A 14,637-nucleotide genomic window follows, 5' to 3' on the forward strand; every position below is an offset into this window, starting at 1 on the left:
TCGTGTCAAAATGAAATGGATTTACCTTGTAATTTCAAGTAGCTTATCAATTTATAGGCGACAAACTTGCTGTCATCTTGCATCAATTATGATGTCAGGCGTCACGAGAGTCTTCCACAATTGGCAGGTTTTCTGCCACAAATGTCTTTTACTTCTTCCACATGCACATATTTTGTCGATCAGCATGACGGACGGGAGAGCATTGTTGTCAAAAATTCGGCTTAACAGCTCCGTTCCTTGGAAGGTCTATTGCGATTTGATGTCATTAAGCACGAGCTTGCGCAGCAGCGTAGGCTTACAGAGCTTTCAAATGCTGAAATCAGTCGCATGTCTGGCGTGCATCAAAGTCAGGTCGGAAGAATCTGCAGCGGCCAGTTTAAGACTTTTAGCTTCAATGTTGTGCAAATTTGCAAAATTTTGGAGGTGGGCTTGCCAAGCACGGACGTACCAACTTCGGGAGAAGATCCTTCTTGGGCCCAAGTGCAGTCCAGCATAAGGAATTTGTGGGACGAGACGCCGGAGGGAGCAAAGGCAATAGCTCAAATGATAGATGCTGTTGCAAAGTTAGCTCCGCCGAAGAATGTCACAAATTAAAACTGGACCTGTCGCGGTTTGATGCCGCTCCTTTGATAGCATTTATTGTAGCAAAGGATACTGACTATGGGACTGAAACGGACGGATGAATTCCGCCAAGATGCGGTGCGTATCGCGTTGACCAGTGGGCTAACGCGTAAACAAGTAAACGAGCAATTGGGGCGGCACGAAAGCGGGACACGTCCACATTCTACAACAACGAGAAAGGATCAAACGAAAGACACTCGAAACGCGACGCTTGCATCACAGACAACGCGCCGCATTATGCAACCAACCAGATGAGCCAAACTCTCTCTTAGTTTAAGCTACCATTGGTTCCAAAAACCCTGACGACGGACAGGCGCGCAGGTCATAGGAAATGCAACCGCATAAAAGTATTCTCAAATGGTAACCGTCATTAAACGTTTTCTTTGTGGGGACGGATTCTGACGTAACCGGCAACTCGTTACACTGGTGCAAGGGACGGGTGGACAACCCGCCCCTCGATCACTGGTTAGCGTGCGACGTGCCAGACGCCACCGACACCATCACCGGTGGTATCACCAGGCGCGCTATCGCCCTGCCAGAAATAAAGTGGTTCGCCGTTCTTGGCCCATTGGCTAGTGCCATCACGGCGCTGTACAACAGTCATACCTGCGCTCGGTGCCGCTGCGCCAGCTTGGGCCAGATATGGCGGCCAGCTGACGGCACAACTGTCATAGCAATTGGATGTATTCGCGCTGTCGTTGTCGAATGTGTAAAGGGTCATGCCGTTCGAGGCGGCCAATGGCCCGTGCCCGTCGGCATAAGCCTCATCACAGGCTGTGATCAAAAACCCGGTGGCCAGTACTGCAATTAGTTTCATTGTAAACTCCTATTGTTATCTATCAGAGCCGCCGCATCGGGCGCCCTTGATTGCAAGTCGTACAAGTGAGTGTGCGGTAGCACGCAAAAGGTTCGAAATTTTTGAATTTTCTAACACTAACGATTTTCTGCAAGAAAATCATGGATTTCGTCCATGCAGACTTTCCAGGCCGGTTCGTCCCCAAGGATGATATGACTGCGGCTTTCCAGCGTCACGAGCCGTGCGTTGGGAATTTCAACGGCCAATTCGCGCCCATAGTCCAGCGGGATCCGCTGGTCTTTGCGTGCATGAATCACGAGCGTTGGCGCCTGGACCTGTGACAACAGATGCCGCACATCGATATCACCGAAGGCCTGCTGAAAGCGCACCGCGTTTTCGGGCGACGTGGTTTGCCGCTGGAAATCATCAAACCACGCCAAACGCTCTGCGTCAGCATCAGGCATGAAAGTCTGCGAAAAGATATGCCGATAGGCCGGATTGGACGTACCCCACCCAAGTCGCGTCAGCGTTAGCACTGCCTCGCGTTGTTCCTGATCTTCCTTGGACATTCCAATCCGCCAACCGCTGGCATAGCCACCAATCAGCACCAATGCAGACACTCGTCCGGGGTGGCGCACGGCATAATCGATGGAAACGGCACAGCCCTGCGACATCCCTAACAGAGGGAATCTATCCAAACCTTGGCTATCCACCACAGTTTCAAGATCATTCAGGAAAGACGGAAAACTGATCTCCGGCACCTCCCAATCCGACAGCCCATTGCCCCGCTCATCATAGCGAATGAAGGTGTGATTGGCCGCGAGGGCTTGAAACGTATCCCCCCAAATCGGGCTCTCCCAATCAAGTTCAAGATGGTTCAGCCAATTCGCCGCTTTGACCAGCGGTGGGCCGGATCCGACAGTGGCATAAGCAATTCTGACGCCGTCTTTGGCCTTGCAAAACTCAACTGACTGGCGTTGCTTAAATGCTGCCCCCGACAATTGGGGTTGGGTCGGTGCGGATTTTGTCCAGTCATTGGCATCAGGCCCCATCAGATCGACATATTCGGTCAAAACGGTTGAGGCCTCGTACTGACGCTGCAACTGGATTAGCTTCTGCCAAAGAGCGTATGGTGCGTCGTGCGAATAGGGTTCCAAACGGCACCACAGCCGCAGCCACTTCAACGCTTCATGGTCCGCGAAGTCATCAGCATTGATCAGTTTTTGAAAGATCCCCCCGCGCAGATCTTGCAATTCATTCCTGACCCCAAGCAACCAAACATCATAATCTGCCGACGCGGACGTCTCGAGGCTTGCAAGCGGCTTATGCGACAGCAGCTCGGCGGCTTGGCGCAAATGTGCAGTCGTTGCCCGAGGGTTGCGATGGACCTCGCGGACAAAACCCGCATCCAGATCAATAGTAGTCAGGTCAATCTTGATACTGTCTTTCGTTGCGATCAACCTTTCATGTGCGTCATCGTTTAGTGTCTTGCGTAATTTGCTAAGCGACCATCGCAATCCAGCGCGTGGATCGCTGGTGCGGTCAAAAAACATCTCGCACAGGTGTTCTCGACGTTGGGATTGACCTGTTAGCAGCAGGTAAGCCAACAGTGCACGCGCTTTGCGCGATGTGACCAGGGCCACTTTTTGACCGTCGCGATAGACGGCCAAATCCTCGATAGCATCCACCCTGATGTGATCAGTCATCGACATGACCTAGCGAGGAACACGCGGCGTAAGAATTGGTCATTGGAGATGGGTTCATGTCCTGTCTGTTGACCATCGTGACTATTCCTCTGCGCATATAGATCGCCCCTACTTACAGCATTGAGTAGGTCAACTCAGGAATAATGCGCACGCCTCCGGGTTGCAATTGCATTCGTCAATGCTGACCAACGATCAGGCCAGGTGGATCAACGCAATTCGTTGGTATAAAGGCCGCAACCTTCACTAGGGTCAGGGGTTCTGTCGCAAATTCACCCAAAAACGGAAAGACGGTAAAAGTTTGCGACAGACCCACCAAAACGGACAACCATCATCTCCTTCAAGAGATGCCCCGCCCCAAGTTCAGCTTGCTGAGAACGGGGCGGCCTCAGATCACACCGAGACTAATTCAGTTTAACGAAGCCTGGAATTACCGTTTTGCCGGAATATTCTTCCACGCGCGCGTGATATCGGGTCAGCCTTGAAAAATAATTCTCAATTCGATTGAACCAACTTGCACCCTCATGAGCACTCACTTTGTGAATTTTGACGTTTGACCCCATTGGGGACATCACGTGGCTCATCTTGGAGAAGTGCATTTGACGTATCAGGACATTGATATGGTCGTCCGCTGGGATGGCGCCGCTTTGTGGGGTCAAACTCTGCGTAATGCCAAGACTTTCCCAAGGGCGTGGCCCGACATCTGGCCCCGAGGAGCGATGCTATGGAACACATAGGCACCCTGCGCACCCGTCTTTCCGATCGGCTTGAGACACCCGCGATCAGCGGTCTGATTATTGGTGTTATCTTGTTTAACGCTTTGATTTTGGGGTTGGAGACGTTGCCGGGCGCAGTGGCTTTGGCGGGCCCGGTTGTCTCTTTGCTTGATACGGCCTGTCGTGTGTTCTTTGTCGCCGAAATTTCCATCAAGTTATTTGCGACAGGGGGCCGGTTTTTTCGCGGTGGTTGGAATCTGTTTGACCTGTCCATTGTTGTTGTGTCGTTGCTGCCTGCAACCGAGAGCTTTGCGGTGTTGCGCGCTCTGCGCATCTTGCGTGTTCTGCGCCTGATTTCGGTCGCCCCCCGTATGCGCCGGGTTGTCGAAGGCTTTGTGTCTGCCTTGCCGGGTATGGGGTCTGTCTTTGTTTTGATGGCGATCATTTTTTACATCGCTGCCGTCATGGCGAGCAAGATTTTTGGCACTGCGTTTCCTGAATGGTTTGGCAGTCTCAGCCTGTCCGCCTACACGTTGTTTCAGATCATGACCCTTGAAAGCTGGTCGATGGGTATCGTGCGACCGGTGATGGAGGTCTTTCCATATGCTTGGGTCTTTTTCGTTCCATTCATCGTGATTACAACCTTTGCTGTTGTGAACCTCTTGGTTGGTTTGATCGTCAACTCCATGCAGGAAGCGCATTCAGAAGAGAGCAATGCCGCGACGGATGAATATCGTCTGGAAATCATAACCCGCCTCAAAGCGATTGAGGATGCGTTGGCCGAGAAACCCTAGGACCAAGACCAGTATTTCGGCAAGGCAGGCCAGGATATTGCCAAAAAAATCGAATGCTGTGAACCTTATTGGGATCCGGGGTCACCCACCTAGTGACACGACGTGCAGAGAGTCGCGAGGGGTTTCACACCCAGAATTCGAAACGTGAGGAGCGTGGTTGATGCGTATTTTTTCCGGAATTTTGATTGCTGTGTCGATCACCGCTGCGCCGATTGTCTGGCAGCTTGCAGAGCGTCACTTCGCGCCGGCTGAACTGCTACCCGCTGTGGACATCGCCCCGCTTGCGCAGGATGTCGCAGCCTTGCAGGATGAGATGGCTCGGCTGCGCAGCCGGATTGATGGGCTCGATGCCCGTACATCAATCGGGCTGTCTGCCGCCGCTGCCTCCCCAGAACCAGAACGCCAAAACCCAACCGCCTCCGACACGTTGAGAGATGCGTTTGCTCAGGTTGTTCTGATTGCGGATCGCAGATCGGCAAATGATGGGCTGACCGTAGCTTCGCCGTCTTTTCTGAGAGATTTGATTGGTCTGCCGCGCAATGATCTGACAGATGATTGCCAGCCAGCGACCAATTCTACGCTGACTGATTTGTTGGTAACTGAAAATGTGGGACCGATCCGCGCTCGTATGGTGCGCCCAGCGATCAGTTCAATCCGGCAGGTTTTTGCGAATGTTCAGGTTTTTGAACCCGAGCTCTATGACCGTATCCAAAGCGCAGGGTCGCTTTGTGTCCGTTTGATCCGCGGATCGACCAGCTCGGCCTCTGCCCATGCATATGGGTTGGCTGTCGATATCAATATTGACGGCGTCCTTGATGGGCTGGCAGATGGCAAAACCCAGTTGGGATTGATCCTGCTTGCCGATTTTTTCAAGAAGGAAGGCTGGATTTGGGGTGCTGGCTTTAGCCGCGAAGATTCGATGCATTTTGAAGTGAGCCGAGAGAAGCTTTTGCAGTGGCGACGCCAGGGGTTGATTTGATACATCTACCCACTGGCCCCAAAAAACCGATGTTTTTATCTGCCAACGTGCCTTATCGTGCAATGCTTGGCCAAGCGCCCGGCTTTGTGCATAGTGAGGGTTGTGGCGCTATCGTGACCGAGTCAGATTTGCATTTTTATATCGCGACAGATTTTTTCTTAATATGTGTGAACCTTTTTCCGGGCGCACGGCACTTATTTAACGAAGTAAGAAAAAAAGAAGCCGCACCATGCGAATACTTAAATCAATTCGGAGCCGGGCTAATGATCCCGAACCGCAGTCGGATGAAGCCCTTTTGGCTGCCATCGCGAAGGGGGATATGACTGCCTTTGAGCGGTTACATCGTAAGTATTTTCCAAAGCTGATGCATTTTGCCAAGCGTATGACTAATAGCCCCGAGGCCGCTGAAGAGGTAGCAAATGATGTCCTGATGACGGTCTGGCGCACGGCTGACCGCTTTGAAGGCCGTTCCAAACCGTCGACATGGATGTTTGGTATTGCTTACCGCATGGCCCTCAAGCAGCGCGAGAAAATAGGCAAGCGTCGGGGGGATGTTGAGTTAGACGAGGGTATGGTCGCCGATGACAAGGACACCGCAGAAGCTGTGATATTGTCCACAGATCTGTTTAATGCGCTGAAAAAGCTGACCCCAGAGCTACAGGCGGTGGTCGAACTGACTTATTACAACGGCTATCTTTACACCGAGATCGCCGAAATTCTTGATTGCCCTGTTGGGACGGTCAAGACACGCATGATGACAGCGCGGCGCCGCTTACGCACAATGCTGTCAGATACGGACATAACGGGTACTGAAAATGAAGTCGCATAATACAAAATTTTCCCGGGACGCCGGATGCCCGGATCACATATGGGAGTTGATCCCGTGGTACGTCAATGGATCGTTACCTCAAGAACAGGCGGAGGCCGTCGAGTTGCATGGTGAAACCTGTCCGGCCTGTGCGGCCGAAATCGGGCGTCAGCGCACGTTAGCTAAGGATGTGGTCAAAGTTGACCCTTTTGAAGTTCCCCTCTCGCGGAGTTGGGAGACTCTGCGGGCGCAAATCGAAGCGGAGAACTGGGCGATGACGCCGAAGGTTGAAAAGCGCCGCTTTGCTGGATTGCACGGGGGTATTATTGCCTTGATCGGGACCGTTGCTGTTGCGTGTTTGCTCGTTGTGGCCATGCCCGTACAAACCGATTTTGACATGCTGACATCTGCACCAGATACGGCGACGGACGTCATCAAATTACAGCTAGCTCCCAACATGGTGCAGGCACAGCTGGAACAGGTTCTGTCCGAATTCGGTTCAACGCTGATTGCGGGCCCGTCTGAGAATGGCGTTTACACAATCACAGTGGAAGGCGACGCCGATTTGCAGGCCGTTGCCGACGCATTGATGTCTACTCCTGAAATTGCCTTTGCAGCGCCGGAGTTGGCAGAATGAAGAATTATCGTCTCTATATTACGGTGATTGCTTCGTTGTTCGTCGCCTGCGCACATGTCGCGGATGCGCAAGAATGGCGTCTGGTCGACGCAGACCAAATCGTAGATCCGACCTATCTGATCCTGACGATACCGCTTGATGAGCCTGATGCGATGGAGCAGGTGAGCGCCGACATTGCGGCTGATTTTGGTGTGCCATTGTCGGCAGAGTGGCCGTTGCAATCTATTGTGGTGCTGTGCCTGATCTATGATGCCAGTAACGTGCAAGATGTTGACGCGATGATCGCCGATATGGAAGCCGATGGACGTATCCGCACCGCCCAGCGGATGCAAACCTTCGGTGTTTCAGAGGCATCGTACGCCGATCCGCTGTTCCCGACGCAATGGTCGCTGGCACGTATGAACGTGGCGCGTGCGCATGACTATTCGACCGGTTTGGGGGTCAAGGTGGGTGTTGTTGACTCTGCGATTGACAAATCCCATGCGGATTTAGCGGGCCAGCTTGTCGATTATCTTGACTTTGTTAAAGTGACCAAGGCCGACACGGCCGAAGCCCACGGTACAGCCGTTGCCGGTATTATTGCGGCTGACGGAACAAATGCCATCGGTATGGTGGGTGTCGCCCCGCGAGCCTCTTTGGTAGGTTTGCGGGCGTGTTGGCAAGACCCCGGTCAGGCCGGTCAATGCAGCAGTTTTTCTATCGCACGTGCACTGAACTTTGCCATTCTGAACGATATTGATGTGATCAACCTTAGTCTGGGTGGTCCACAAGATGCCTTGATCGAGGAATTGGTTCTAACTGCTATTGAAGCGGGTTCCGTTGTCGTCGCCGCGTCTGGAGAAACAGATGTCGTGGCATTTCCTGCGTCTGTGCGCGGCGTTATTTCATCCGGAATTGGGCCGAGCGGGCGTATTCCAGCACCGATGATCGACGTCATTTCGACGGCACCGGAAAACCGTCATCGCTTTGTGTCAGGATCGTCGATTTCGGCGGCACATGTATCTGGCGTTGTGGCGTTATTGCTGGCCAGTGCGCCTGACTTAACTCCGGCAGAGGTATCCGCGGCCCTGCAAGCGGCTGTTTCAATTGATGGAGATGTTGCGATGTTGGATGCATGTGGCGCGCTGATTGCGATTGGCGAACAAGCGGGCGGATGTGTGCAATGAAACATCTGTTTTCTACAGCGACCCGCAGCCTGTGCCTTGCACTTGGGCTGACCGTCATTGTGCAAGCTGCTAACGCGCAGTCGGACCGGACCGTGGCCTTGGTTGTGTCCGTTGGTGAAGGCACTGCGCGTGCTGATCAGGTGCAATCGCAGCTACAGGAAATCGGGGCCGAGACCCTGCGGGCGGTTAATCCTAACAACGCAGAGGTCCGGTCAGTTCTGCGCCGCTTTGCCGATGAGTCCGAGGATGCACGGGCTGCGTTTGTTTATCTTGATATGCCTGCCGTCACCTTTGAGGGGCGCGAATATGTGTTATCGGACAGCGCCGGATTGCTGGCCTATCAGGAAGAGCTGGGTCGCGGCACTGATTTGTTTACACAGTCCATTCCGCTGCTGGCTTTTGCCCGGACGGCTGCTTTGGCGGAACAGGGAGGGGCGGTTGTCATCGCGGTTAATGAACCTGAGACTGGCTTGCCTGACGCAGTAAGCGTTGTGACAGAGGCCCCCACTACGGTGCCGGGTGCAAGTGCCATCGTCGTTGTTGATGCCGCCAACAGTGAACCTGTTCTGCAAACGATTGCTGCCGCGGCCGTTGGTGACACCGCCGTCGAAATCGGCGCATTGCTGCGTCGGATGGTCGTCCATGACGGTGTCACAGTATCCGCGATGCCGCCGCTGCCGATCATGTTGCGCGAACCGCCGGCCTCGGTGGTTGTCCCGGAACCCCAAGTGCCGGTTACTGCCCCGGTACCGGAACCAGAAGACGTTGAACCTGTTGTGGTAGCTGTCGCAGAGCCTGAACCTCAGGTTGCGCAAGAAACACTCGAAGAGTTGATCATTCTAGAACAATCACTGTCACGCGGCGCCAAACGTAACCTTCAGCGCAGGTTACGAGATCTGGATCACTATAAGGGATTGGTTGACGGCATATTCGGGCCACAAACCCGGACGGCAATCACTGAATTTCAAACGGATCGCACCGACCCACCAACCGGCGTGTTGACCCGACGACAACTGCTTGATCTTCAAGCTTCCGGGTAGGCACTGCAAGCCACCCGACCATACCACCACAATCTAGCTTATTGTCACTTGACCGAAGGATCAGGACCGATGGGATTACGTCTAAAATACAACGCTGTTCTGGTATCCGCCTGCCTGATTGGGATCGTTGCAGCAACGGCTGTGTCATACGAAATCGTCAAGATTTCAGCGACAGCAGATGTGCAGCGTGAAATTCAATTATTGCGTGCCAACGCCACAGCGGTCCGGTCTTATACATTGAACAGCATTGATCCTTTGATGTCTGATGACAATGACATCCTGTTTTTACCGGAAACTGTAACCTCTTACGCCGCACAGGCCGTGTTTTCAGGTTTTCGAAACCAGTTTCCCCAGTACAGCTATAAAGAGGCAGCACTGGATCCGACCAACCCGGATGACCTGCCGACTGATCTTGAAAAGTCGATGATTGATCAGTTTCGGGCGGATTCCGCACTGACTGAATTGTCCGCCGTTGTTGAAGATGACGGTGCGCAGTTTTTGACCATGGCGTTCCCGGTGACAATAACGCAGCAAGGTTGCCTGCGCTGTCACGGTGATCCGGCAGCGGCCCCGCCTGCCATGCTGGACCTTTATGGGTCTGAAAACGGGTTCAACTGGAAATTGGGTGAAACGGTGGGGGCTCAGGTCATCTCTGCCCCCATGACATTAGTCGAAGACCGGGCAAAGGAAACCGGCCTGATCCTTGTCACTGCGCTGGTGTCGGCATTCCTGCTTGTGCTGATTGTGACCAACGTCATGCTCAGCCGGATCGTTTTGCGCCCTGTCGCCCGGATGTCGGCAGTGGCCGAACAGGTCAGCATGGGTGACTTCACAATCCCTGAATATGCCAAGCCGGGCAAAGACGAAATCAGTTCACTTTCCACATCCTTCAACCGCATGCGGCGCAGTCTTGAAAGCGCCATGAAGATGATCAATGACGGATGAAACGATCATAACGTCGCGTGCCCCCAAACAGATCGGTAAATACCGTGTCGATGGGGTGTTGGGGGAAGGTGCGATGGGTGTCGTCTATGCCGCCCATGATCCTGATATTGATCGCGAGGTTGCGATCAAGACGGTGCATATGCATCTGATCTCGGCTGCCGGCGGCGATGATTGGTTGCAGCGTTTCGCCCGCGAGGCGCGCGCGGCGGGTCGTGTCTTGCACCCCAATTTGGTTACTATCTTTGAATATCTTGAACAGGATCACGTGCCTTATCTCGTGATGGAGCGTTTGCGATCCACCACGTTGGAGGATCGGCTTACCGCACCCGAAGGGCTTGATCTGCAAGAGGTTCTTTCGGTCATGACGCAGATCCTTGATGGTCTGGCTTGCATACACGATGCGGGCATTGTGCATCGCGACATGAAGCCAGCGAACGTCATGGTCACAGAAGCCGGTGCAGTGAAACTGACCGACTTTGGCATCGCTCGCATTACAGCCATGGACAAAACCGGGGCGGGCATGATCGGCACCCCGTCCTATATGGCCCCCGAACAATTTTCTGGCGGTGATGTTGATGCACGCGCTGATATCTATGCTGTGGGCGTTCTGCTTTATGAGTTGCTTACAGGCAAAAAACCGTTTGCCGGTGGCGGGATTGAGGCGCTTTTGCTGGCGTCCCGATCGGGCGATGTGACCCCACCCAGTGCCGTGGTGCCTGACCTATCAGCCGCGATTGATGCGGTAGTTTTGCAGGCGATGAATGCCGATGCTGATGCACGGTTTGCCTGTGCTGCCGACATGCGCACTGCGCTTGCTGTGGCTGTGGGTGGGTCAGGCGGTGTTGATCTGTCCGCTGTCGCGCGCGCTAAACCCGCGCCCGGACCTGCCACAATGCTGGGCCGTCTTTCGGCCAGCACCATGAGCCAGGTTGAACGCAACCTGATCGCCAAAATCGGTCCAATCGGTCAGGTCATCGCGCGACGCGCCGCCGCCACTGCCACCAATACTGAAGAACTGCTGGATATAGTCCTGAAAGAGTTATCCCAGACAGATGAAAAGCAAGAGTTGCGCGACACCATGCTGCGCCTGTTGTCCGACAACCTAGGCCCCGCCAATAGCGATATTCCAGAAGACGATCTGCGCAAACTAACCGATCTTTTGAAACCACATATGGGTCCGATTGCAGCCGTTCTGGTGAAGCGGCAAGCCGCCAAAGCGGCCTCCTCGACCGCGCTGGTACAGGCTTTGGCTGACGACATCACGGACCCTGCCGAAAAATCCCAATTTCTTCACGCCGCCGAACTGATTGGCGCAAAAGGAGGCACAGATGCTTGAATTAGAGACGCTATTGCAAAGCTTTGATGGTGATCAGCCGTGTGGCGAAGATCTGGAATATGATCCAGATTTTGTTGCCCTGGAGATGGCCAATCAACCCGGCGAAGAACGCGTGATCGGTGATGCCGTCATTGCCGCAGAGCCGCCCGACTATGACAACGTGGCTGAACTTGCCACTGACCTGTTGGGCCGGAGCAAGGATTTACGTGTTGCCGTAATGTTGGCTGATGCGGCGTTGCGTACCCGCGGCCTGACGGGGTTCGAAGATGTTTTACGCTATATCAGTGATTGTTTGACAGATCACTGGGACCACGTTCATCCGCAGCTTGACGATGAAGATGATGATGACCCAACGATGCGGGTTAACGCGATCGTAGGGCTGACCAATCGTGCTACGATATTACGGTCCTTGCGCGTCGCCCCGTTGGTTGAAAGCCGTGCATTCGGACAGTTCGGCCTGCGCGATATTGAAGTCGCAGCCGGCGAGGCCACACCGCCGGCAGACATGGAAAATGTACCGACCCAACAGACGGTATCAGCGGCATTTCAGGATGCTGATGCAGATCAACTTTCTGAAACGATGGATGCTGCGGGGGCTATTGTGGATCATATCAGCGCGATCTCTGATGTATTTGACGCCCAAATCGGGAGTCTTGGCCCCGATCTGGACCCGCTAAAGAAGGTGGCGTTTGATATCAAACGGCGTTTGCAAACCTTTATCGGGGGCACCCCCGAGGAACCGACTGATAGTCCTCAAACACCAGACAGCACAGCCCCGACCGCGCACGTCGGGGGGCAGGCGGTTGGCGCAATTAATACACCAAATGACGTTGTGAACGCGCTGGAGCGGGTCGTCGATTACTACGCCCGCAACGAACCTTCCAGCCCGTTGCCGATCTTGCTGAACAGAGCCAAGCGGCTCGTGTCTGCGGACTTTGTGACGATCATGAAAGACATGGCCCCTCAAGGCGTCGAAAACGTCGCGCTGATCGGCGGGTTGGAACCTGAAGAAGAACAATACGAATAGCGCGTTCAGGGATCTGAAGGCGTGTAACATACTATATCAAAAGGAAAATTATCATGGCCTCAAGTAGTCAGAAATTCATTTCTCGCAATCGGGCACCTCGGGTTCAGATCGAATATGATGTAGAACTTTATGGTGCTGAAAAGACGGTTCAACTGCCATTTGTGATGGGTGTTATGTCGGATCTGTCGGGTAAGTCCGAAGAACCGCTTCCGTCGGTTGCGGATCGCAAGTTTTTGGAAATCGACGTCGACAATTTCGACGACCGGATGAAATCTATGAAGCCGCGTACCGCATTTTCAGTGCCAAATACACTGACCGGTGAGGGCAACCTCTCTGTCGATATGACATTCGAAAGCATGGATGATTTTTCGCCGGCCGCAATCGCTCAAAAAGTGGCCCCATTAAAAAAACTGCTCGATGCGCGAACCCAATTGGCAAATCTGACCACTTACATGGATGGAAAGACCGGAGCGGAGAACCTGATGACCGATATCATCAAGGACCCTGCGCTGCTGAAAGCCTTGGCCGCTGCGCCAGCCGAAGATGAGGAATAGGCCATGACAAAGACAAAACAAGCGACTCCAGATTCCGTAAGCGAGACGATCTTTGGATCCGATGAGTTTGCGACGCTGTTGCAAAAGGAGTTCCGGCCCAAGTCGGATCAGGCCAAGACCGCCGTTGAAGAGGCTGTGAAAACACTGGCCGAACAGGTTTTGCAGAACGAGGCATTGGTGTCTGATGATGCATTGCGGTCGATCGAGAGCATTATCGCAGAGATCGACAAGAAGCTGACCGAACAGGTCAATCAGATCCTGCATCACGCCGACTATCAGAAGTTGGAAAGCGCATGGCGTGGATTGCACTTTCTGATCAACAACACTGAAACCGATGAGATGCTCAAGATCCGTGTCTTGAATATCTCAAAGAAAGACCTGTCCAAAACCCTGCGCAAATTTAAAGGTACTGCATGGGATCAATCGCCCATCTTCAAAAAGCTATATGAAGAGGAATTCGGCCAGTTTGGTGGTGAACCCTATGGCTGTCTTGTTGGCGATTACCATTTTGACCACAGCCCACAGGATGTCGAAATTCTGGGTGAAATGGCCAAGGTCGCTGCTGCCGCCCACGCTCCATTCCTGACCGGCGCAAACCCGTCGCTGATGCAGATGGACAGTTGGTCAGAACTGGCAAACCCGCGCGACCTGACCAAGATTTTCCAGACGCCGGAATATGCAGCATGGCGCAGCCTGCGCGAAAGCGAAGACAGCCGCTATCTGGGCCTTGCGATGCCGCGTTTTCTGGGCCGTCACCCCTATGGTGACAAGACCGACCCGGTGGAAGAGTTTTCGTTCGAGGAAGATACCGAAGGTGCCTCGTCTGATAAGTATTGCTGGGTCAATGCCGCCTATGGGATGGCCCGCAATATCACCCGGTCGTTCAAGGAATATGGCTGGTGCACCCGGATCCGCGGCGTTGAATCTGGTGGCACGGTTGACAATCTGCCAACCCACACCTTCCCCAGCGATGATGGTGGGGTCGATATGAAATGTCCAACCGAGATTGCCATTTCGGATCGTCGTGAAGCCGAATTGGCCCACAACGGGATGATGCCGCTGATCCATCGCAAAAATACAGACACGGCCGCCTTTATCGGGGCGCAGTCGCTGCAAAAGCCAGCGGAATACGATGATCCCGATGCCAGTGCCAATGCCAGCCTGGCGGCGCGCATGCCTTATCTGTTCGCGACCTGCCGCTTTGCACATTACCTCAAATGCATCGTGCGCGATAAGGTTGGATCCTTCCGCGAACGCGACGAAATGCAAGAATGGCTGCAAAACTGGATAAACAACTACGTTGACTACAACGCCGAAACTTCACCTGAAGAGGTGAAAGCGCGTCAGCCATTGGCGGCCGCAGAGGTTCAGGTTGAAGAGGACGAGGGCAACCCCGGTTACTACACCTCGAAGTTCTTCCTGCGCCCGCATTACCAGCTTGAAGGTCTGTCCGTATCACTGCGGCTAGTGTCCAAGCTGCCTTCTCAAAAAGGGGAATCCTAGGCGCAGTCGTCA

At 53.7% G+C, this 14,637-nt stretch carries 15 protein-coding genes; 12 read left to right on the forward strand and 3 right to left on the reverse strand.

The features are described 5' to 3' along the window. Positions 1-249 precede the first annotated feature (249 nt). Positions 250-594, forward strand: a complete 345-nt coding sequence (locus DS901_RS18210) for a helix-turn-helix transcriptional regulator (RefSeq protein ID WP_147249968.1) — start codon at positions 250-252, stop codon at positions 592-594. Positions 595-1,087: 493 nt separating this feature from the next. Here the strand turns inward: DS901_RS18210 and DS901_RS18220 are convergent, their stop codons facing one another. The 3 genes from DS901_RS18220 to DS901_RS18865 all read right to left on the reverse strand — a co-directional run bounded on the left by DS901_RS18220 (position 1,088) and on the right by DS901_RS18865 (position 3,448). After that, positions 1,088-1,438 (reverse strand): COG4315 family predicted lipoprotein, encoded by a 351-nt coding sequence (locus tag DS901_RS18220; RefSeq protein ID WP_113778359.1) that lies wholly within the window; start codon positions 1,436-1,438, stop codon positions 1,088-1,090. 116 nt (positions 1,439-1,554) lie between these two features. Continuing rightward, positions 1,555-3,123 carry an alpha/beta hydrolase gene (locus DS901_RS18225; RefSeq protein WP_113778420.1) on the reverse strand — a complete coding sequence of 523 codons (1,569 nt, stop codon included), beginning with the start codon at positions 3,121-3,123 and terminating at the stop codon, positions 1,555-1,557. Between the two features lie 175 nt (positions 3,124-3,298). Continuing rightward, positions 3,299-3,448 carry a hypothetical protein gene (locus DS901_RS18865; RefSeq protein WP_181820930.1) on the reverse strand — a complete coding sequence of 50 codons (150 nt, stop codon included), beginning with the start codon at positions 3,446-3,448 and terminating at the stop codon, positions 3,299-3,301. Between the two features lie 396 nt (positions 3,449-3,844). On the opposite strand from DS901_RS18865, the gene DS901_RS18230 reads away from it, so the two are divergent. The 11 genes from DS901_RS18230 (at position 3,845) to tssC (ending at position 14,625) form a co-directional block, all read left to right on the forward strand. Next, the gene (locus tag DS901_RS18230) at positions 3,845-4,630 is read left to right on the forward strand and encodes an ion transporter (RefSeq protein ID WP_113778360.1); all 786 of its coding nucleotides are present in this window, start codon (positions 3,845-3,847) and stop codon (positions 4,628-4,630) included. Between the two features lie 160 nt (positions 4,631-4,790). Then, positions 4,791-5,609, forward strand: a complete 819-nt coding sequence (locus tag DS901_RS18235; RefSeq protein ID WP_113778361.1) for a M15 family metallopeptidase — start codon at positions 4,791-4,793, stop codon at positions 5,607-5,609. A gap of 229 nt (positions 5,610-5,838) precedes the next feature. After that, positions 5,839-6,438, forward strand: a complete 600-nt coding sequence (locus DS901_RS18240; protein WP_113778362.1) for an RNA polymerase sigma factor — start codon at positions 5,839-5,841, stop codon at positions 6,436-6,438. Continuing rightward, complete coding sequence (locus DS901_RS18245) at positions 6,425-7,054, forward strand: anti-sigma factor family protein (RefSeq protein WP_113778363.1); 630 nt, start codon at positions 6,425-6,427, stop codon at positions 7,052-7,054. The genes DS901_RS18240 and DS901_RS18245 overlap by 14 nt, the downstream gene beginning before the upstream one ends. Further along, positions 7,051-8,220, forward strand: a complete 1,170-nt coding sequence (locus DS901_RS18250; RefSeq protein WP_113778364.1) for a S8 family peptidase — start codon at positions 7,051-7,053, stop codon at positions 8,218-8,220. The genes DS901_RS18245 and DS901_RS18250 overlap by 4 nt, the downstream gene beginning before the upstream one ends. Next, positions 8,217-9,260: a peptidoglycan-binding domain-containing protein gene (locus DS901_RS18255; protein ID WP_181820931.1), complete on the forward strand. Its 1,044-nt coding sequence runs from the start codon at positions 8,217-8,219 to the stop codon at positions 9,258-9,260. Before DS901_RS18250 ends, DS901_RS18255 begins: the two co-directional genes overlap by 4 nt. Before the next feature lie 69 nt (positions 9,261-9,329). After that, positions 9,330-10,205, forward strand: coding sequence for a c-type heme family protein (locus tag DS901_RS18260; RefSeq protein WP_113778366.1), 876 nt, complete (start codon positions 9,330-9,332; stop codon positions 10,203-10,205). Beyond that, entirely contained in the window at positions 10,195-11,541 is a 1,347-nt protein-coding gene (locus tag DS901_RS18265; protein ID WP_113778367.1) for a serine/threonine-protein kinase, read from the forward strand. The genes DS901_RS18260 and DS901_RS18265 overlap by 11 nt, the downstream gene beginning before the upstream one ends. Then, complete coding sequence (tssA, locus tag DS901_RS18270) at positions 11,534-12,568, forward strand: type VI secretion system protein TssA (protein WP_113778368.1); 1,035 nt, start codon at positions 11,534-11,536, stop codon at positions 12,566-12,568. Before DS901_RS18265 ends, tssA begins: the two co-directional genes overlap by 8 nt. Positions 12,569-12,621: 53 nt before the next feature. Further along, the gene (gene tssB, locus DS901_RS18275) at positions 12,622-13,122 is read left to right on the forward strand and encodes a type VI secretion system contractile sheath small subunit (RefSeq protein ID WP_113778369.1); all 501 of its coding nucleotides are present in this window, start codon (positions 12,622-12,624) and stop codon (positions 13,120-13,122) included. A 3-nt stretch (positions 13,123-13,125) separates the two neighbouring features. After that, positions 13,126-14,625, forward strand: coding sequence for a type VI secretion system contractile sheath large subunit (gene tssC / locus DS901_RS18280; protein ID WP_113778370.1), 1,500 nt, complete (start codon positions 13,126-13,128; stop codon positions 14,623-14,625). The last annotated feature ends 12 nt before the right edge of the window (positions 14,626-14,637 follow it).

The sequence above is a fragment of the Loktanella sp. D2R18 genome (assembly GCF_003318235.1).
GTDB lineage: Bacteria > Pseudomonadota > Alphaproteobacteria > Rhodobacterales > Rhodobacteraceae > Yoonia.